The sequence below is a fragment of the Cellulosimicrobium sp. Marseille-Q8652 genome, from assembly GCF_965112045.1.
Window position 1 is genome coordinate 2142767 of sequence record NZ_CBCOPS010000001.1, and the last position, 16681, is coordinate 2159447.

The 16681-nt window shown below is 74.7% G+C and carries 14 protein-coding genes and 1 pseudogene; 7 read left to right on the top strand and 8 right to left on the bottom strand.

Annotated elements, in window-relative coordinates; all coding sequences use genetic code 11:
* Window positions 1-124 precede the first annotated feature (124 nt).
* A pseudogene (pgi, locus tag ACWPWV_RS09510) lies at window positions 125-1828 on the bottom strand (glucose-6-phosphate isomerase); the annotation flags it as partial.
* A gap of 195 nt (window positions 1829-2023) precedes the next feature.
* On the opposite strand from pgi, the gene ACWPWV_RS09515 reads away from it, so the two are divergent.
* Complete coding sequence (locus tag ACWPWV_RS09515; protein WP_454042680.1) at window positions 2024-2602, top strand: dienelactone hydrolase family protein; 579 nt, start codon at window positions 2024-2026, stop codon at window positions 2600-2602.
* 15 nt (window positions 2603-2617) lie between these two features.
* On the opposite strand, the gene ACWPWV_RS09520 is transcribed toward ACWPWV_RS09515, so the two are convergent.
* The 3 genes from ACWPWV_RS09520 to ACWPWV_RS09530 all read right to left on the bottom strand — a co-directional run bounded on the left by ACWPWV_RS09520 (window position 2618) and on the right by ACWPWV_RS09530 (window position 5481).
* The gene (locus tag ACWPWV_RS09520) at window positions 2618-3841 is read right to left on the bottom strand and encodes a GNAT family N-acetyltransferase (protein WP_454042681.1); all 1224 of its coding nucleotides are present in this window, start codon (window positions 3839-3841) and stop codon (window positions 2618-2620) included.
* The gene (locus ACWPWV_RS09525) at window positions 3838-5067 is read right to left on the bottom strand and encodes a GNAT family N-acetyltransferase (RefSeq protein ID WP_454042682.1); all 1230 of its coding nucleotides are present in this window, start codon (window positions 5065-5067) and stop codon (window positions 3838-3840) included. Before ACWPWV_RS09525 ends, ACWPWV_RS09520 begins: the two co-directional genes overlap by 4 nt.
* Window positions 5068-5214: 147 nt before the next feature.
* Complete coding sequence (locus tag ACWPWV_RS09530) at window positions 5215-5481, bottom strand: GlsB/YeaQ/YmgE family stress response membrane protein (RefSeq protein WP_454042683.1); 267 nt, start codon at window positions 5479-5481, stop codon at window positions 5215-5217.
* Window positions 5482-5648: 167 nt separating this feature from the next.
* Between ACWPWV_RS09530 and ACWPWV_RS09535 the strand changes: the two genes are divergently transcribed.
* Window positions 5649-6068 (top strand): RNA-binding S4 domain-containing protein, encoded by a 420-nt coding sequence (locus tag ACWPWV_RS09535; RefSeq protein ID WP_454042684.1) that lies wholly within the window; start codon window positions 5649-5651, stop codon window positions 6066-6068.
* Window positions 6069-6300: 232 nt separating this feature from the next.
* Here ACWPWV_RS09535 and ACWPWV_RS09540 read toward each other — a convergent pair whose 3' ends face one another.
* The 3 genes from ACWPWV_RS09540 to ACWPWV_RS09550 all read right to left on the bottom strand — a co-directional run bounded on the left by ACWPWV_RS09540 (window position 6301) and on the right by ACWPWV_RS09550 (window position 8882).
* Window positions 6301-7026: a lytic polysaccharide monooxygenase gene (locus ACWPWV_RS09540; RefSeq protein ID WP_454042685.1), complete on the bottom strand. Its 726-nt coding sequence runs from the start codon at window positions 7024-7026 to the stop codon at window positions 6301-6303.
* A 238-nt stretch (window positions 7027-7264) separates the two neighbouring features.
* A complete protein-coding gene (locus ACWPWV_RS09545) occupies window positions 7265-8002 on the bottom strand; it encodes a lytic polysaccharide monooxygenase (protein ID WP_454042686.1) in 738 nt (245 codons plus the stop codon).
* A 298-nt stretch (window positions 8003-8300) separates the two neighbouring features.
* A complete protein-coding gene (locus ACWPWV_RS09550) occupies window positions 8301-8882 on the bottom strand; it encodes a 1-acyl-sn-glycerol-3-phosphate acyltransferase (RefSeq protein ID WP_454042687.1) in 582 nt (193 codons plus the stop codon).
* Window positions 8883-9065: 183 nt separating this feature from the next.
* Between ACWPWV_RS09550 and ACWPWV_RS09555 the strand changes: the two genes are divergently transcribed.
* Genes ACWPWV_RS09555 through ACWPWV_RS09565 form a run of 3 tightly spaced genes read left to right on the top strand, consistent with a single transcriptional unit; the run spans window position 9066 to window position 12666 of the window.
* Window positions 9066-10289, top strand: a complete 1224-nt coding sequence (locus ACWPWV_RS09555) for an ROK family protein (protein WP_454042688.1) — start codon at window positions 9066-9068, stop codon at window positions 10287-10289.
* The gene (locus ACWPWV_RS09560; protein WP_454042689.1) at window positions 10286-11209 is read left to right on the top strand and encodes a polysaccharide deacetylase family protein; all 924 of its coding nucleotides are present in this window, start codon (window positions 10286-10288) and stop codon (window positions 11207-11209) included. Before ACWPWV_RS09555 ends, ACWPWV_RS09560 begins: the two co-directional genes overlap by 4 nt.
* Complete coding sequence (locus tag ACWPWV_RS09565; RefSeq protein ID WP_454042690.1) at window positions 11206-12666, top strand: MFS transporter; 1461 nt, start codon at window positions 11206-11208, stop codon at window positions 12664-12666. Before ACWPWV_RS09560 ends, ACWPWV_RS09565 begins: the two co-directional genes overlap by 4 nt.
* 72 nt (window positions 12667-12738) lie before the next feature.
* Here ACWPWV_RS09565 and ACWPWV_RS09570 read toward each other — a convergent pair whose 3' ends face one another.
* Window positions 12739-13308: a MarR family winged helix-turn-helix transcriptional regulator gene (locus ACWPWV_RS09570; RefSeq protein ID WP_454042691.1), complete on the bottom strand. Its 570-nt coding sequence runs from the start codon at window positions 13306-13308 to the stop codon at window positions 12739-12741.
* A gap of 89 nt (window positions 13309-13397) precedes the next feature.
* Between ACWPWV_RS09570 and ACWPWV_RS09575 the strand changes: the two genes are divergently transcribed.
* Together ACWPWV_RS09575 and ACWPWV_RS09580 are read left to right on the top strand one after the other, a co-directional pair.
* A complete protein-coding gene (locus tag ACWPWV_RS09575; protein ID WP_454042692.1) occupies window positions 13398-14330 on the top strand; it encodes an LLM class flavin-dependent oxidoreductase in 933 nt (310 codons plus the stop codon).
* A complete protein-coding gene (locus tag ACWPWV_RS09580; protein WP_454042693.1) occupies window positions 14327-16675 on the top strand; it encodes an LLM class flavin-dependent oxidoreductase in 2349 nt (782 codons plus the stop codon). Before ACWPWV_RS09575 ends, ACWPWV_RS09580 begins: the two co-directional genes overlap by 4 nt.
* Window positions 16676-16681: the final 6 nt, after the last annotated feature.

The window sequence follows — 16681 nt, forward strand, 5'->3', positions numbered from 1 at the left end:
GGGCCTCGGCGGTCGCGGGGAAAGTGTACGCAGCGCGGCGGTCCGCGCGGGGCACGAGCCGGTCGTCCCCGGAAGGGGAGCGACCGGCCCGGGAGGCGCGGACCGCGGCGCGTCGCGACCGGCGTCAGTCGCGCAGCTCCAGGTAGCGCGTGATGAGCGCGGACGTCGACGGGTCCTGGGCGTCGAGGGCGTCGTCGTCCCCGGCGACGGCGGGCGCGATCTCGAGCGCGAGCTTCTTGCCGAGCTCGACGCCCCACTGGTCGAAGCTGTCGATGCCCCACACGACGCCCTGGACGAACGTGATGTGCTCGTACAGCGCGATGAGCTGCCCGAGGACCGACGGCGTGAGCGCCGGCGCGAGGATCGACGTCGTCGGACGGTTGCCCGGGAACGTGCGCGCCGAGACGAGCGCCTCGTCCGTGCCCTCGGCCCGCACCTCGTCGGCCGTCTTGCCGAAGGCGAGCGCCTTCGTCTGGGCGAAGAAGTTCGCGAGGAAGAGCCCGTGCACGTCGGCGCCGGGCCGGACCGCGCCACCGTCGCCGACGTCGTCCGTGAGCGGGTGCGCCGGGTTCGCCACGGCGATGAAGTCCGCCGGGATCAGCCGCGTGCCCTGGTGGATGAGCTGGTAGAACGCGTGCTGGCCGTTCGTGCCGGGCTCGCCCCAGAAGATCTCCCCGGTCTCGGTCGTCACGGGGGAGCCGTCCCAGCGCACGCGCTTGCCGTTCGACTCCATCGTCAGCTGCTGCAGGTACGCGGGGAAGCGGTGCAGGTACTGCGCGTAGGGGAGGACCGCGTGCGTGTGCGCGTCGAGGAAGTTCACGTACCAGACGTTGAGCAGGCCCATGAGGACCGGGACGTTCTGCGCGAACGGTGTGGTGCGCACGTGCTCGTCGATCGCGTGGAACCCCGCGAGCAGCTCCGCGAAGCGCTGCGGCCCGATCGCGATCGCGAGCGACGTGCCGATCGCGGAGTCCAGCGAGTAGCGGCCGCCCACCCAGTCCCAGAAGCCGAACGCGTTCTCGGGGTCGATGCCGAACGCGGCGACCTTGTCGAGCGCGGTGGAGACGGCGACGAAGTGCTTCGCGACCGCGCCCTGGCGCGCCTCGTCGGAGTCCTCGAGGGCGCCGAGCGCGGCGAGCTCCGTCCACAGCCAGTCGCGCGCGAGGCGCGCGTTCGTCAGCGTCTCGAGCGTGCCGAACGTCTTGGACGCGACGATGAACAGCGTGGTGCGCGGGTCGAGACCGGCGGTCTTCTCCGCGACGTCCGTCGGGTCGATGTTCGAGACGAACCGGACCTCGATGTCCTCGTGCTTGTAGGGCAGCAGCGCCTCGTAGGCCATGACCGGCCCGAGGTCGGAGCCGCCGATGCCGATGTTCACGACCGTGCGGACCCGCTCGCCGGTCACGCCCGTCCACTCGCCCGAGCGGACCCGGTCGGCGAAGCCGTAGACCTTGTGCAGCACGTCGTGCACGTCCGCGTCGACGTCCTGGCCGTCCACGACCAGGTGCTCGTCGTCGCCGAGCGGCGCCGGGCGGCGCAGCGCGGTGTGCAGGACGGCGCGGTCCTCCGTGACGTTGATGTGGTCGCCGCGGAACATCGCCTCGAGCCGGCCGCCGAGGTCCACCTCGTCCGCGAGCCGCGTGAGCAGCTCGAGCGTCTCGTCGGTCACGAGGTTCTTCGAGAGGTCGACCGTCAGGTCGGCCGCCTGGTGCGTCAGCCGGTCGGCGCGCTGCGGGTCGGCGGCGAACCAGCCGCGCAGGTCCGGGTGCAGCGAGTCGCGGTGCGCGGTGAGCGCGCCCCACGACGCGGTCGTGGTGGCGTCGACGGGGGTACGGGCGAGGAGGTCATGCGGACCACGCTACTGACCGCCGCCGCCGCACGCCCACCCCGCCCGCCCCGCGAGAGGTCCGCCGCCCGCCTGACGAACGTCCCGTCGTCGGCCGCACGAGCGGCGGGCACGCGCGGCACGGACCACGATGGGACGGGCGGCGCGCGGGCGCCGCGACGACGAGACGGAGGAGACATGGCCGAGGTGCTGCTGTTCCACCACGCCCTGGGGGTCACGGAGGGCGTCGAGGAGCTCGCCGGGGTCCTGCGCGACGCGGGGAACGTCGTGCACGTCCCCGACCTCTTCGAGGGCCGGACGTTCGACACCCTCGAGGAGGGCGTCGGGTACGCCGAGGAGCTCGGGTTCGACACGATCCTCGAGCGGGGACGGTCGGTGGCGGACGGGCTCGGACCCGGCCTCGTCTACGCGGGGATCTCGCTCGGGGTGCTGCCCGCGCAGATGCTCGCCCAGACGCGCGCGGGCGCGAAGGGCGCCGTGCTGCTCGAGGCGTGCGTCCCCGTGTCCGAGTTCGGCGAGGCGTGGCCCGACGCCCTGCCCGTGCAGGTGCACGGGGCGGAGGCGGACCCGTTCTTCGCCGGGGAGGGCGACCTGGAGTCGGCGCGCGAGCTCGTGGACTCCACGCCCGACGCCGAGCTGTTCCTCTATCCCGGCGACGAGCACCTGTTCACGGACCCGAGCCTGCCGTCCCACGAGCCGGAGGCGGCCGCCCTCGTCACGGAGCGCGTCGTGCGGTTCCTCGACGGCATCCGCTGAGGCGGCGCCCTCGCCTCAGGCTCCGGCGAGCTGCTGGGAGTCCGAGGCGTCGGCGTCGTCGAGCCGCAGCTGCCACTCCGCGTCGACGCTCGTCGGTGCGAAACCCAGGGCGACGTTGATCGCGAGCATGTGGTCGTTCTCCTGGGCGTTCCACGTGTGGACGCGACGCGCGGCGGGCCGCGACCGGGCGAGCTCGTCGAGCACGGCGACCTTCACGAGCATGCCCAGCGCGTGCCCGCGGTGCTCGCGCAGCACCAGCGTGTCCTCCTGGAACACGACCTCCGGCTTGTCCCGCGGGTACGCGACCATGGAGAACCCGGCCAGCGTCCCTGTGGCCACGTGCTCCGCGGCGGCGACGACGTAGCCCTGGCCCCGGTCGTGGAAGTCCTGGTACGCCGTGCGCACGCGCTGCGCGTCCCACGGGTCCTCCTCGATCTCCAGGCCCGCGCTGGGTGCGTCGGTGCTCATGCGCGTCTCGAGCACGGCGAGCTGGTCGAGCCAGGCGTCGGGCACGTCGTCCGTCCACACGTGGACGCGGTACCCGTCCGCGCGGCGCCGGGCGTCGGCGCGCAGGGGGTCGAGGCGCTCCGCGGGCACGGGCAGCTCGAGCACCGAGTGCCGCTGGACCTGCTCGAGCACGAAGCCCCGGTCCAGGACGAACGTCGTGGAGGGGTCGTGCCGGGGGATGCGACCGCTGCCCGTCGGGGCCTCGATCGCGTCCGGCCCCGGGGCAGGCTCGGGCGCGGAGGTCGAGTCGGCCATGATCACGCGTCGCCCCGCCGCGCGGGCGATCGCGAGCGCGTCCTCCCACAGCGCCGTCCCGACGCCGCGACCGCGGTGGTCGGGGTGCACCCCCACGTAGACGAGCGCCGTGCGGGTGCTGCCCCGGAGCGGCATGGCGATCATCGACCGGCCGACGACGTCCTCGGGCCTCGGCGCGCGGCGGCCGTCGGGGAGCGTGTCGTCGCTGTCGTGGCGGTCGCCCTCGACGCCCTCGACGCCCTCGACGCCGTCGAGGACGGCGACGCGGCGGACGGTGCGGCGGTAGTCCCCGCTGGCGACGCTGTTGACGACCGTCCCGGCGTCGAGCGCGAGGTCGGTGTGCCCGTAGACGTGCCGGTCGATCGCCTCGCTGACGAGCACCGTGCCGTGCACCGCCCACGCGTCGGGCCCGTCGGGCGACGCGGGGACCTGGTCGATCCGGACCGACGTGGTCCCCGTCGACGTCGTGCCGCTCATGCATCCTCCTGTGTCGTGCTCGGGGTCGTGCCAGCCGTCGTGCCGGGGGTCGTGCCGGCGGTCTTCTTCTGCCAGGACGCCCAGCCGCCCGCCGGACGGAAGCCCAGGGCGACGTTGATCGCGAGCATGTGCCGGTTCTCCTCGGCGTTGCCCGTGTGGATGCGCCGCGTCGCCGGCCGGGCGGCGAGGAGCGCCTCGAGGTTCGCGACCTTGACGAGCATGCCCAGCCGGCGGCCGCGGTGCTCCCGCAGGACGAGCGTGTCCTCCTGGTGCGCGAACGCCGTCCGGTCGCGCGGGTACTCGAAGAGCGTGAAGGCCGCGAGGTCGCCGGACGGCACGTGCTCCGCCACGGTCATGAGGAAGCCGTAGTCCTTGTCGCGCAGCTGGCCGACCCACGTCCGGACGCGCTGCGCGTCCCAGGGGTCCTCCTCGTAGTCGACGCCGCCGACCGGCGCGTCGGTGCTCATCCGGGTGAACAGGTCCGCGACCTGGTCCACCCGCTCGTCCGGCACCGCGTCCGCCCACGTGCGCAGCCGGTAGTCCCCGCCCGCCGCGGTGCGCGCCGCGGCCCCGAGGCGCTCGAGCAGACCGTCGGCGAGCGGGAGCTCGAGGACCGAGTGCCGGTCCACCTGCTCGAGCGTGTACCCGTGCGCCCGCGCGAACCGGGTCGCCGGCGCCTCGGCGTCCACCCGTCCCGCCCCTGTCGTCGCGGCGACGGTGCCGGGACCGGCGGGCGGTTCGGTGCCCTGGAGGGTGTGGCTCAGGAGCGACGTGCGTCCCGCCTCCGCCGCGAGCCGCTCCGCGACGGCCAGGAGGGCCGAGCCGATGCCCTGCCCCCGGGCGGCCGGTCGCACGAACGGGTACAGCTCGGCGAGGCGCGGGTTGCTGGTGGTGGGGCAGGCCGTGAACAGGTGCGCGACGACGTCGTCCACCCCGGGCGACGGGGCACCGGCAGCGAGCGCGTCGGCCAGCACGACCACGAAGCGTCGCTTCGTGGCGTACTCCTGGTGCCGCATGCCGGCGAGCGCGTCCCGCGCCTCGAGCGCCATGTCGTCGTGCCCGTGGGTCTCGCGCTCGAGCTCGTGGTCGATGTCGGCGACCGCACGGTACGCCCAGGCGGCGGGCGCGTCCGCGCGGCCCACCGGGACGTCGTCGGCGAGGACCTCGACGAGGACGAGGCCCGGGGGGAGCGCGACGTCGGTGACGGTCCGGGGGGCGGTGAGCATGCACCCAGGGTCACGCGCCGGGTGGCCGCTGTCCACGGTATTGCGCGGCCGCCCACGGCGGTCCGCGGTCCGCGCACGACGACGGCCCGGTCCCTGAGGGGACCGGGCCGTCGCGGTGGTCTCGGTCGGCACGCCGACCGGGCGTCGTCAGGCGCGCTTGCGGTTCGTGAACCACGACCAGATGAAGACGACGATCAGCGAGCCGAGGAGCGCGAAGCCCCACGTGCCCAGGTCGAAGAACTCCTCGTTCGCGTCCGTCCCGAACACCGCCGTCGCGATGAAACCTCCCAGGAGCGCCCCGAGGACACCCAGGATCAGCGTGACGATCCAGCCGCCCTTCTGCTTGCCCGGGACGATCGCACGCGCGATCGCACCCATGATGAGCCCGATGAGGATCCAGCCGATGATTCCCATGTCACGTCTCCGTTCCTGAAGGACACATCCGGCCACGCAGGGCGGTCACCCTGGCTGGCCACGCCTCACCGTGGCACGGACGACCGCCCCTCGCACGCCGGGGAGGCGCGCCAGGGCGTGTCGTGGCAGGTCACGGGCGCGCGTCGTGGACCTCGTAGGCTCGGGACATGGCGACAGGCGGGACGACAGGCGGTGCTGCGGGCAGGTCGGCCGGCGGTGCCCCGACGAGCGCGCGCGTCGACAGCTGGCTCTGGGCCGTCCGCGTGTACAAGAGCCGGTCGCAGGCGACGGCCGGGGTCAAGGCCGGTCACGTGCGCGTCAACGGCGAGCGCGCCAAGCCGGCGACGAACGTCAAGGTCGGGGACCGCGTCGTCGTGCGGGGCGGTCTGGCGGAGAAGGTGCTGGTGGTCGAGAAGGTGCTGGTCAAGCGCGTCTCCGCGGCGCTCGCGGCCGAGGCGCTGACCGACCAGAGCCCGCCCCCGCCGCCGCGCGAGCTCACCGTGCCGCTGGCCCTGCGCGACCGCGGCGCCGGCCGCCCGACGAAGCGCGAGCGACGCGAGATCGACCGCCTGCGCGGCCGCGGCTGACGGCCGCGGCCCGCCGGCACCAGCGACGGGAGAAGCGCGCCTGCGCTGCCGCAGCGCCTCACGACGGGCGGGACGTGCCACGTGCGGCACGCCGGCCGACCCGGCCTGTGGACGGCGCGGGCCTGTGGTCGCCGTCGGACCGGCGAACGACGGACGCGTCTGCGCGCGAGCGAGGCGTCCAGGGACGCATCACCCGCGCGCAGACGCGTCGCTCGGGTCGGTGCTCAGCGGGTCAGCAGGCGCCGACGTCCTTCCACACGCCCCACTGGCCGCTCTGGGCGGGGTTCTCGCCCGTCGTCCACCACTTCGCCTCGTACGTCCTGCCCGCGTGCGAGACGCGCGCGCCGCCGAGGTAGACGCCGCTCGTGGACCAGGCGGGCGCGGTGCAGTCGCCGGGCGGGTCGGTCGGGTCCGTGGGCGGGGTCGTCGGACCCCCGCCGCCGGTGCCGACGGTCAGGTCGACGCAGTTGTAGAACGCCATCGGCGTGTTCGACACGTTCCAGCGAGCGAGGATCGTGTGGTTGCCCTGCGGGAGGCCGGTGAGCGTGTGGGAGATGTTGCTCGGCGGCTGCGCACCGCCCTGGCTGAACGTCTTGAACAGCACGCCGTCGACGAAGTACTCCCACGTGCTGGTGTTGTGCGCCGCGGTGAGCCTCCACTGGAACGTCACCGACGACCCGACCTGGGTGCGCGGCCACGGCTTGCTCGCGTCGTCGAGGATGCTGAAGCCGCTGCCGCCCGAGCACTGCATCGATCCCTTGGCCGCCTCGACGCTCTGCGGCTCGTACCTGATGGACCCGCAGTCGAACGACGTGGTGCCCTTCGCGCAGTGGTCCTGCCGGCTCGGCGGTGACGTGATCCAGCCGTGGGCGGACGCGCTCGGCGCGACGACGACGGGGGCGACGATCGCCGCCGCGCCGAGCACGGCCGCGAGCAGTGCCGCTCTGAGTCTTCGCATGATGTCTCGCTCTCCATCCGGTGGTGCGTGGGTCCTCGCAGGCCCGCCCCTTCGCGGGCCGCACGCGGATCGGTCCCTCTCGACGCTACGGACGCGGCAGAGAGCGGACAATCGTGTGGAACCCGTACGCGTCACCCCGTACCCGACCGTGCCCCACCGTGCCCCACCGTGCCCCAGCGTGCCCGACGGCGCCCGCCCGGGTCGGGCGGACGCCGTCGGCGTGGTCGTCAGGTCGTCGTCAGCAGACGCCGACGAGCTTCCACGGGCCCCACTGCTCGGTGCCCGGGACGTTGTTCTGCGTCCACCACTTGGCCTCGTAGACGTTGCCGCCGTAGGAGATCTTCGCCCCGCCGGTGTAGACCGCGGACGCGGACCACGCGGCGTCGGTGCACTCGCCCGGCTCGGGGTCGGTCGGCGGGTCGGTGGGCTCGGGGTCCGGCTCGCCGGGGTTCGTCCCGCCCGCCGTCACGGTGAGGTCGACGCAGTTGTAGAACGCGTTGACCGTGTTCGACACGTTCCAGCGCGCGAGGATCGTGTGGTTGCCCTGCGGCAGCCCGGTCAGGGTGTGCGAGATGTCCTTCGGGGGCTGCACCCCGCCGCCGTCGAACGTCTTGAACAGCTTGCCGTCGACGAAGTACTCCCACACGCTCGTCGCGTGGTTCGCGGTGAGGTTCCACTGGAACGTCACCGTGCTGCCGGTGGTCGTCCGCGGCCAGGGCTTGCTCGCGTCGTCGAGGATCGCGTAGCCGCTGCCGCCCGAGCACAGCGTCGAGCCCTTGGGCGCCTCGACGCTCTGCGGCTCGTACTCGATGGACCCGCAGTCGAACGACGTGGTGCCCTTCGCGCAGTGGTCCTGGCGGCTCGGCGGGGAGGTGATCCAGCCGTGGGCGGAGGCGGACGGTGCGACGACGACGGGGGCGACGATCGCCGTCGCGCCGAGGATCGCGGCGACGAGGGCCGCGCGGAGCCTTCTCATGGGGACTCGCTCTCTGGTTCGGGGTGGGCCGACACCGCAGGGAGTCCGTGCCGTCGGCCGTTGACCCGACGAACGGTAGGCACGCGTCGGCACCGGCTCAACGTCGGGGCGGACCGCTACGCGGCTACGGGGATCCCCGTACGAGCACGTCCGCTCCGCCGGGACAGCGCCGTTTCGAGCGCCCTCCGGAGGGGGTCGTCGACGTGGGCGGCGCGGCCGGTGGACGAAATCGTGTGGTGATCACGTACCCCGGACGGGCGGTGCGGACCGCTCACGGACCGGCGGCACGGCGGACCGCTCAGCCCGCGGGGGCGTCCTCCTCGCGCAGGCGCGGCTCGGTGCGCGACGCCGGGCGCAGCCCGGACTTGTCCGCGTAGAACGCGCGCACGACGTCCATGTCGGCGCGCACGTCGCCGGTGAGCTCGATCGTCGGGCCGAGGCCGGTGGTCATCGTCGTGCGGTCGACGTACCCGAGCGTCACCGGCAGCCCGGCGTCGCGCGCGATGCGGTAGAAGCCGGACTTCCAGTACGTGCCCGCGCCGCGCGTGCCCTCGGGCGTCACCACGAGCGAGAAGACCTCTCCGGCGGCGAGCCGCGCGACGACGTCGGCCACGACGCGGCTCGGGTCGCGGCGGTCCACCGGGATGCCGCCGAGCGCGCGCATGACCGGTCCGGCAGGCCCGGCGAACAGCGAGTGCTTGCCGAGCCAGCGGAAGCGCACGCCCGTGGCCCAGGCGATCGCGAGCATGAGGACGAAGTCCCAGTTCGACGTGTGCGGGGCGCCGATGAGGAGCGTCGGGCGCCGCGTGTCGTACGGCTGCGAGCGGAGGGTCCAGCGGCTCACGGCCCAGTAGGCGCGGGCGAGGGCTCGGCGGATCACTCGGTCACCGTACCCGTGCGGGGCGCCGGGGCCGCCATCGGGGCGTGCCGCCGTGGTACCGGTTCCACAGGACGGGTGGGTGCCGTCGACAACCGTCCCGGCGGATCGCTACCCTCCCGAGAGGTCGGGGTCCCCGACCGACCGCGCTGCTTCCCGGCCCACCGACTGTTCGACGGAGACCAGATGGACACGCTGCCCGCAGGTTCCCCCGCGCACGTGCGCACGCTCAACGCCCGGGCGGTGCTCGACGTGCTCCGCCGGGAGGACGCGCTCACGCGTCCGGACGTGGCGGCGGCCACCGGGCTCCCGCGCAGCGCCGTCACGCAGACGCTGCGCGCGCTCGTCACGACGGGCGTCGTGGCGGAGGCCGGTCTGGACCACGAGCGTCGCGGCCCCGCGGCGACCCGGTACCGCGTCGACCACGACCACGCCTTCGGGCTCGGGCTCGGGGTCGACGTCGCGCGCGACCGGGTGCGCGTGGCTCTCGTCGACGTCACGGGCACGGTTCGGGCCAGGGCGGAGCGCCGGGACGTGCCCGCGTCGCCCACGGCACGAGCGCGCGCGGCCGCCGAGCTGGGCCGCGGCTGCGTCGCCGACGTCGCGGCGCGCCTGGGCCGGGAGACGGGGATCGAGGTGAGCCGCGCCGTCGCGGCGGTGCCCGCGATCGTCGGCGACGACCTCGCGACGATCCGCCGCGTCCCCGGCTACGAGAAGGGCGGCACGACCCTCCACGACGCGTTCGTCGACGCGCTCGGCTGCCCGGTGCAGCTCGAGAACGACCTCAACGTCGCCGCCCTGGCCGAGCAGCGCGACGGGGTCGCGGTCGGTGTGCGCACGTTCGTGGTGCTCGGCCTCGGTGGGGGGTTCGGCGCCGGGATCGTGGTCGACGGGCGGCTGCACCGTGGCGCCGCGGGCGGCGCGGGCGAGATCTCGTTCCTCCCGCACCCCGAGCGTCCTCTCGGTTCCGAGGTGCTCGGGGCGGGCTCGCTCCGGGTGCTCGCGAAGGAGTACGGGCTGCCGGAGGACGTGACGGTCCGCGACGTCGTCGACCGCGCCGAGCGGGGGGACGTCGCGGCGGGCGATGTGCTCGACCTCGTCGCGGAGCGCATCTCGATCGTCGCGGGGACGGTCGCGCTCGTCGTCGAGCCCGAGCTGTTCGTCCTCACCGACCAGGCGGCACGTGCGCCGATCGCCGAGCGCGTGACGCGGTTCCTCGCGGAGCGCATCGGCGTGCTCGGTCTTCGGGTGGTCCCGTCGAACCTCGGCACGGACGCCGTGGTCGTGGGCGCGGCGGGGGCGGCGAGCGAGGCGCTGCGCGACGACGTGGTCCGCGCCGCGGTCGCCGCCGGCGAGACCCCGGGCGACGAGGCTCGCGCCGACGACGTCGACACAGAGGCCGCGTCGTGACCACGGCGCTCACGTCGCGGCTCGGTCTCGACCCCCGGGCCCGCGCGATCATCCTCAACGCCGACGACTTCGGCATGTGCCGGGCCGCGAACCGCGCCGTCCAGGACCTGCTGCTCGCCGGGCACGTCGACTCCGCGACGGTCATGGTCCCGTGCGCGTGGGCGCCCGACGCGCTCGCGTTCGCCGCCGCGAACCCGCAGACCGACGTCGGCGTCCACCTCGTCCTCACGAGCGAGTGGACGCGCTACCGGTGGCGCCCGCTCACGGGGACCGGGACGTCCCTGGTCGACGCCGCGGGCTACTTCCCGGCCGACGTCGCGACGGTCGAGCGGCAGGCGCGCGACGAGGACGTGGCGGCCGAGCTCGCGGCACAGGTCGAGGCCGCTCTCGCGGCGGGGGTCGACGTCTCCCACCTCGACAACCACATGGGCTCGGTCTACGGCCTCGAGACGGGCCGCACGTTCCTGACCCAGGTCCTCGGGCTCGCGGCGCGGCACGGTCTGCCGTTCCGGCTCCCGCGGTCGACCGAGGGGATGGTCCTGCCCCCGGGCGACCTGCAGCCCGTCCTCGACGAGGCGACCGCCGCGGCGGACGCCCTGGGCGTCGTCCTGCCGGACCGCCTGTGGACGCACCCGTTCGCGCTCGCGGGCGAGGGGACGCCGGGCGAGGAGGACTACGCGGAGGTCAAGGCCGGGTTCCTCGACATCCTGCGCCGCGTGCCCGCGGGGGTGACCGAGATCTACCTCCATCCGATGCTCGACGACGACGAGCTCGCCGAGGTCGCGGACTACGGCGTGCCCAAACGGGGCTTCGAGCGTCGCCTGCTCGCGGACCCGGACGTGGCCGCGCTGATCGCCGCGGAGGGGATCGTGCGGGTGGGGTGGCGCGACCTGCGCGCGGTGCAGCGGGGCGAGCGGTGAGCACCTCCCCGGACGGGCCTCCGGCCTCGCGGGACCTCGTGGCGTCGGGCCCGGGCCTGCTCGCCGCGGTGCGGGACCGTCGGCTCGTCGGGCCCCCGACGCGCGCCCAGCGGCTCGCGTACGGCGCGTCCGCGTTCCCGGCGAACCTCCTGCTGCAGACGTTCTCGGCGTTCGTCGTCTACTTCTACGTCGACCACCTCGGGGTCCCCGCCGGCTGGGTCGCGGGCGCGATGGTCGCGCACGGGATCCTCAACGCGCTGCTCAACCCGCTCGTCGGTGCCGCGTCCGACCGGCGGCGCACGCGCTGGGGCCGCCGCGTGCCGTGGATCGGGCTGGGCGTCGTGCCGCTCGTCGTGGCGTTCGCCCTCGTGTGGGTGCCGCCGCCGTTCGGGCCGGCGGGGCTCGTCGCGTGGTTCCTCGTCGTCGTCGCGGTCTACGACGTCGCGTACGTCGTCGTCGTCCTCAACGTCTCGGCGCTGTTCCCCGAGATCTTCCGCACGACCACGGAGCGCGCGCGGGGCAACGTCCCGCGCCAGGTCTTCGGCCTCGTCGGCATGATCCTCGGCACGGCGGGCGCGCCCCTGCTGTACGGGACGCTCGGCTGGACGTGGATGGCCGTCGCGCTCGCGGTCGTGAGCCTCGGGTTCTTCGGCTGGTCGCTCGTCGGGATGGTCGAGCGCCCGGTGGACGAGGCCGCGGTGCGCGAGCGCGAGGCCGGGGTGGGCCTGCGGGACCAGCTCCGGTACACGTTCGCGAACCGTGCGTTCGTCACCTACGTGCTCGGCTCGCTCCTGCTCCAGAGCACGACGGCGATCGTCCTCGCCGCCGTGCCGTTCTACGTGCGGCACGTGCTCGGCGGGGCCGAGGCCGACGCGACGCTCCTCCTCGCCCCGATCTTCGTCGCGGCGATCCCGTCGATCCTGGGCTGGTCGTGGGTCGTCCGACGCGTCGGGCCGCGCACGGCGATGCTCTGGGTGGTCGCGGTGTACGGGGTCGCGACGACGCTGTACCTCGTCCCGACCACCGTGCTCGGGGCCGCGCTCGCAGGCCTCGCGGTGGGCGTCGGGGTCGCCGGGCTCATGCAGGTGCTCGAGGTCGCGCTGGCCCAGGTCATCGACGACGACGAGCGCCGGACGGGGCTGCGGCGCGAGGGCATGTACTTCGGCGCCAACGGCTTCGTCGTGCGCGGCTCGGTGATCGTGCAGGCGGTGCTCGTCGCGGCCGTGCTCGGCGCGAGCGGGTACGTCGAGGGTGCCGCGACGCAGGCGCCCGAGGTGGCGACGGGCGTGCGGCTCCTCCTGGGCGCCGTCCCCGTGGTGCTCGCGGCGCTCGCGTTCGGGTGCTTCTGGCTCTACCCGCTGCGCGGGCGCGGTGACGGGGACGGCGAGGTGCCGGCCGCCGACGCGATCGCCGACGCCGCGGCCTCGCCCACGGCGTCCGACCCCCTGCCGCGGTAGTACCGGGGTCGCGCGGGGTGGTACCCCGGCCGCGCGAGGGAGTGCCCCGGCCGCGGCCGGCAGGCCGTGGAGCTACCTCGCGGTGCGGGTGGCCGCCCCGGGCCCGGCGAGCTCGTCCTCCGCGACCGCGCACGGGTCCGTGCCCGCGTCGACGTCGCGCAGGTCGCACGCGACCCGGCGCACCAGCAGCCGGAAGGCCTGACGCTCCTCGGGCGAGAGCGCGCGCAGGAGCGAGTCCTCGGCGTCGTGCACCTGGATCGCGAGGTCGGCGAGCCTGCGGCGGCCCTGCTCGGTCGCCACGACGCGGCGTGCGCGGCGGTCCGCGGGGTTCTGCTGCCGCTCGACGAGCCCGGCGGCGACGAGGTCGTCGACGAGGTAGGTCATGACCGTGCGGTCGATGCCGTGGTACTCGGCGAGCGCGAGCTGCGTCGGCTGGTCGCCCTGCACGACCGAGACCAGCACCTGGTAGCCGCGCGTGCCGTGCGGCAGGTCGACGAGGGCGTCCTCGACGGCGGCCCGGTAGGCGCGCAGGAGCACGCCGAGGTGCCAGCCGAGGTCCTCGTGGCGCTGCGGCGTCGTCGCGGGGGACGGAGCGTCGTGCGGTGCGCCCGGGTGCGTCGTCGGCTCGGTGGACGTGGACATGCGATCCAGGGTACCGCGGGAATGCTGTTGCACCACCTATCTGTTACGGATATGTTCTGTCCAACAACACATCTCCGGATCGAGGACGCATGGACTACGGTCACGAGCTCCGCTTCGGCTCGTTCATCACCCCCACGGCCGCGTCGCCGCGCGACGTCGTCGAGCTCGCCGTCCTCTCGGAGCAGGTCGGGCTCGACCTCGTGACGTTCCAGGACCACCCGTACCAGCCGGGCTTCCTCGACACGTGGACGCTCCTGAGCTGGGTCGCGGCGCGCACCGAGCGCGTCCGGCTCTCGGGCAACGTCCTCAACCTGCCCCTGCGCCCGCCGAGCGTGCTCGCGCGCTCCGTCGCCAGCCTCGACCGCCTCTCGGGAGGGCGCGTGGAACTGGGCCTGGGCGCCGGCGGCTTCTGGGACCCGATCGTGGCCATGGGCGGCGAGCGGCTGACGCCGGGGGAGAGCGTCGACGCGCTCGACGAGGCGATCGACGTGATCCGGGGATTGTGGGACACGTCCACGCGTGACCGCCTCGTCGCCGGCGGGGAGCACCACCACGTCGACGGGGCGAAGCGCGGGCCGGCACCCGCGCACGACGTCGAGATCTGGGTCGGGGCCCTCAAGCCCCGCATGCTGCGTCTCGTCGGCCGGACCGCGGACGGCTGGCTGCCGTCGCTGCCCTACCTGCAGAGCCTCGAGGCGCTGGCGCGCGGCAACGCGACCATCGACGACGCCGCGCGCTCGGCCGGTCGCGAGCCCTCCGCGGTGCGTCGCCTGCTGAACGTCGGCGGCCGCTTCACCGCGGACGGCGGCGCCGGCTTCCTCCAGGGCTCCCCGCGGCAGTGGGCCGAGCAGCTCGCCGCCGTGACCCTCGAGCACGGCGTCTCCACCTACGTGGTCATGGGCGACGACCCGACGACGCTCGCGCTCGTCGGTCAGGAGGTCGCCCCCGCGGCGCGCGAGCTCGTCGCGGCGGAGCGCGGTCCTCGCCGCACCGGCGTGCTCCCGGAGGGGGCGCGCGCATGACCGACTACGGCCACCCGCTGCGGTTCGGCACGTTCGTCACGCCGCTCGCCGACGACCCCGCCGCGACGGTCGCGCGGGCCGTCCTCGCCGAGGACCTCGGTCTCGACCTCGTGACCTTCCAGGACCACCCGTACCAGCCGCGGTTCCTCGACATGTGGACCCTCCTCGCCTACGTCGCGTCCGCGACCGACCGGATCCACGTCGCGCCGGACGTCGCCAACGTCCCGATGCGCCCGCCGGCCGTGCTCGCGCGCGCCGCGGCGAGCCTCGACCTCCTCTCCGACGGGCGCCTCGACCTCGCGCTCGGTGCCGGTGCGTTCTGGGACGCGATGGGGTCGATGGGCGTGACCCGGCTGTCCGCGGGGGAGAGCGTCGACGCCCTCGCCGAGGCGGTCGACGTGATCCGCGCCGTCTGGGGCGAGGACGTCGTCCGCGCGCTCCCCGCCGGGCCGCGCGGTGGTGTCCTTCTCCCCGGCGAGCACCACCGTCTGGAGGGCGCCGAGCCGGGACCCGCGACCACGCGCCGCATCCCGCTGTGGGTCGGCGCGCTCGGTCCCCGCATGCTGCGCCTGACCGGAGAGGTCGCCGACGGCTGGCTGCCGTCGTTCGGGCGTGTCGGGATCGACGGCCTGCGTGCGGGCAACGCGGCGATCGACGCCGCGGCCACCGGTGTCGGCCGCGACCCCCGCGAGATCACGCGCGTGCTCAAAGTCTCCGGCACCTTCGAGGACGGGGCTCCGCTGCCTCGTGGCACGGGCGAGCCCGACCTCGCGGGGCCGCCCGAGGCCTGGGTCGAGCGGCTGCTCCCGCTCGTGGTCGACGAGGGCGTCTCGACGCTCGTGCTCGCGTCCGACGACGAGGCCACGACGCGCCGCTTCGCCGAGGACGTCGTCCCCGCGGTCCGCGCGGCGGTCGAGCGCGAGCGCGCGTCGGCCGGCACGGACACCCGCCGCGTCGTCCCCGTCGCGGTGCGCTCGGCGCGCCGACCCGGGATCGCGTACGACGACGTCCCCGCCTCGCTCGCCGAGCGGGCCGTCGAGCCGGGCGACGCCCAGCACGCGGCCGTGCGCTCGACGTACCTGCGCGGCGGCTCGCCGGGCCTCGTGCTGCGCCCGCGTCACACGGGCGAGGTCGTCGAGGCGCTCGCGTTCGCCCGCGAGCAGGAGGTCACGCGGCGGGTCCCGCTGTCGGTCCGCTCCGGCGGGCACGGGATCAGCGGGCGGTCCACGAACGACGGCGGGATCGTCGTCGACCTCGGCGCGCTGGACCGGATCGAGGTGCTCGACGAGGCGACCCGGCTCGTGCGGCTCGGTCCCGCCGCGCGCTGGGGTGACGTCGCGACGGCGCTCGCGCCGCACGGTTGGGCCATCACGTCGGGCGACTCGGGCGGCGTCGGGGTCGGCGGCCTCGCGACCGCGGGCGGCATCGGCTGGCTCGGCCGCGCGCACGGCCTGACCATCGACCACGTCCGAGCCGTGGAGATGGTGCTCGCCGACGGGTCGGTGGTCCGCGCGAGCGACACCGAGAACCCGGAGCTGTTCTGGGGCGTGCGCGGGGCGGGGGCGAACCTCGGCGTCGTGGTGTCGTTCGAGCTCGTCGCGGACGAGGTCGGCGCCGTCGGGTTCGCCCAGATGGTCCACGACGCGTCCGAGGTCGCGACGTTCCTCGAACGCTGGGGAGCGACCGTCGAGGAGTCGCCCCGCGACACGACGAGCTTCCTCCTCATGGGGCGCCCGCGCCCGGGGCAGCCCGTGGTCGCGCAGACGATGACGATGGTCGACTCCGACGACCCCGACACCGTGCTCGCCCGCCTGCAGCCGTTCGCCGCGATCGCGCCGCTGCTCCAGCAGGCGTCGGCGCAGATCCTGCCGTACGACGCCGTCGTGCAGGCACCGCCGCGCGGACCGCACGGTGGCTCCGGCGAGCCCGTGGCCCGGTCGGGCCTGCTCGAGCACCTCACGCCCGTCGCGTCGGCGCGGCTCGCGGGGCTCGTCACGAGCGGCGACACCTACTTCTTCCAGATCCGCTCGACGGGCGGGGCGGCGTCGGACGTTCCCGCGGACGCGACGGCGTACGCGCACCGGTCCGCGAACTTCTCCGTGAGCGCGATGGGCGCGAGCCGTTCGCGGCTCGACGCGCGCTGGGACACGCTGGCCGACGTCTTCACGGGCTCGTACCTGAGCTTCGAGACCGACCCTCGTCCCGAGCGGATCGAGGACGCGTTCCCGCCCGCGACGCTCGAGAGGCTGCGCGCGCTCAAGCGCCGCGTCGACCCGGGCAACCTCTTCCGCGACAACTTCCCGGTGCTCGGCCCGCACGCGCTCGACCCCGCTCGCGCGAGGTAGCACCGC

Excerpts from the sequence above, each read along its gene's own strand:
- ACWPWV_RS09515 (WP_454042680.1), top strand. The coding sequence starts at position 2,024 with ATGGCCGAGGTGCTGCTGTTCCACCACGCCCTGGGGGTCACGGAGGGC.
- ACWPWV_RS09575 (WP_454042692.1), top strand. The coding sequence starts at position 13,398 with ATGGACTACGGTCACGAGCTCCGCTTCGGCTCGTTCATCACCCCCACG.
- ACWPWV_RS09525 (WP_454042682.1), bottom strand. The coding sequence starts at position 5,067 with ATGCTCACCGCCCCCCGGACCGTCACCGACGTCGCGCTCCCCCCGGGC.
- ACWPWV_RS09520 (WP_454042681.1), bottom strand. The coding sequence starts at position 3,841 with ATGAGCGGCACGACGTCGACGGGGACCACGTCGGTCCGGATCGACCAG.
- ACWPWV_RS09535 (WP_454042684.1), top strand. The coding sequence starts at position 5,649 with ATGGCGACAGGCGGGACGACAGGCGGTGCTGCGGGCAGGTCGGCCGGC.
- ACWPWV_RS09580 (WP_454042693.1), top strand. The coding sequence starts at position 14,327 with ATGACCGACTACGGCCACCCGCTGCGGTTCGGCACGTTCGTCACGCCG.
- ACWPWV_RS09555 (WP_454042688.1), top strand. The coding sequence starts at position 9,066 with ATGGACACGCTGCCCGCAGGTTCCCCCGCGCACGTGCGCACGCTCAAC.
- ACWPWV_RS09540 (WP_454042685.1), bottom strand. The coding sequence starts at position 7,026 with ATGCGAAGACTCAGAGCGGCACTGCTCGCGGCCGTGCTCGGCGCGGCG.
- ACWPWV_RS09530 (WP_454042683.1), bottom strand. The coding sequence starts at position 5,481 with ATGGGAATCATCGGCTGGATCCTCATCGGGCTCATCATGGGTGCGATC.
- ACWPWV_RS09570 (WP_454042691.1), bottom strand. The coding sequence starts at position 13,308 with ATGTCCACGTCCACCGAGCCGACGACGCACCCGGGCGCACCGCACGAC.
- ACWPWV_RS09545 (WP_454042686.1), bottom strand. The coding sequence starts at position 8,002 with ATGAGAAGGCTCCGCGCGGCCCTCGTCGCCGCGATCCTCGGCGCGACG.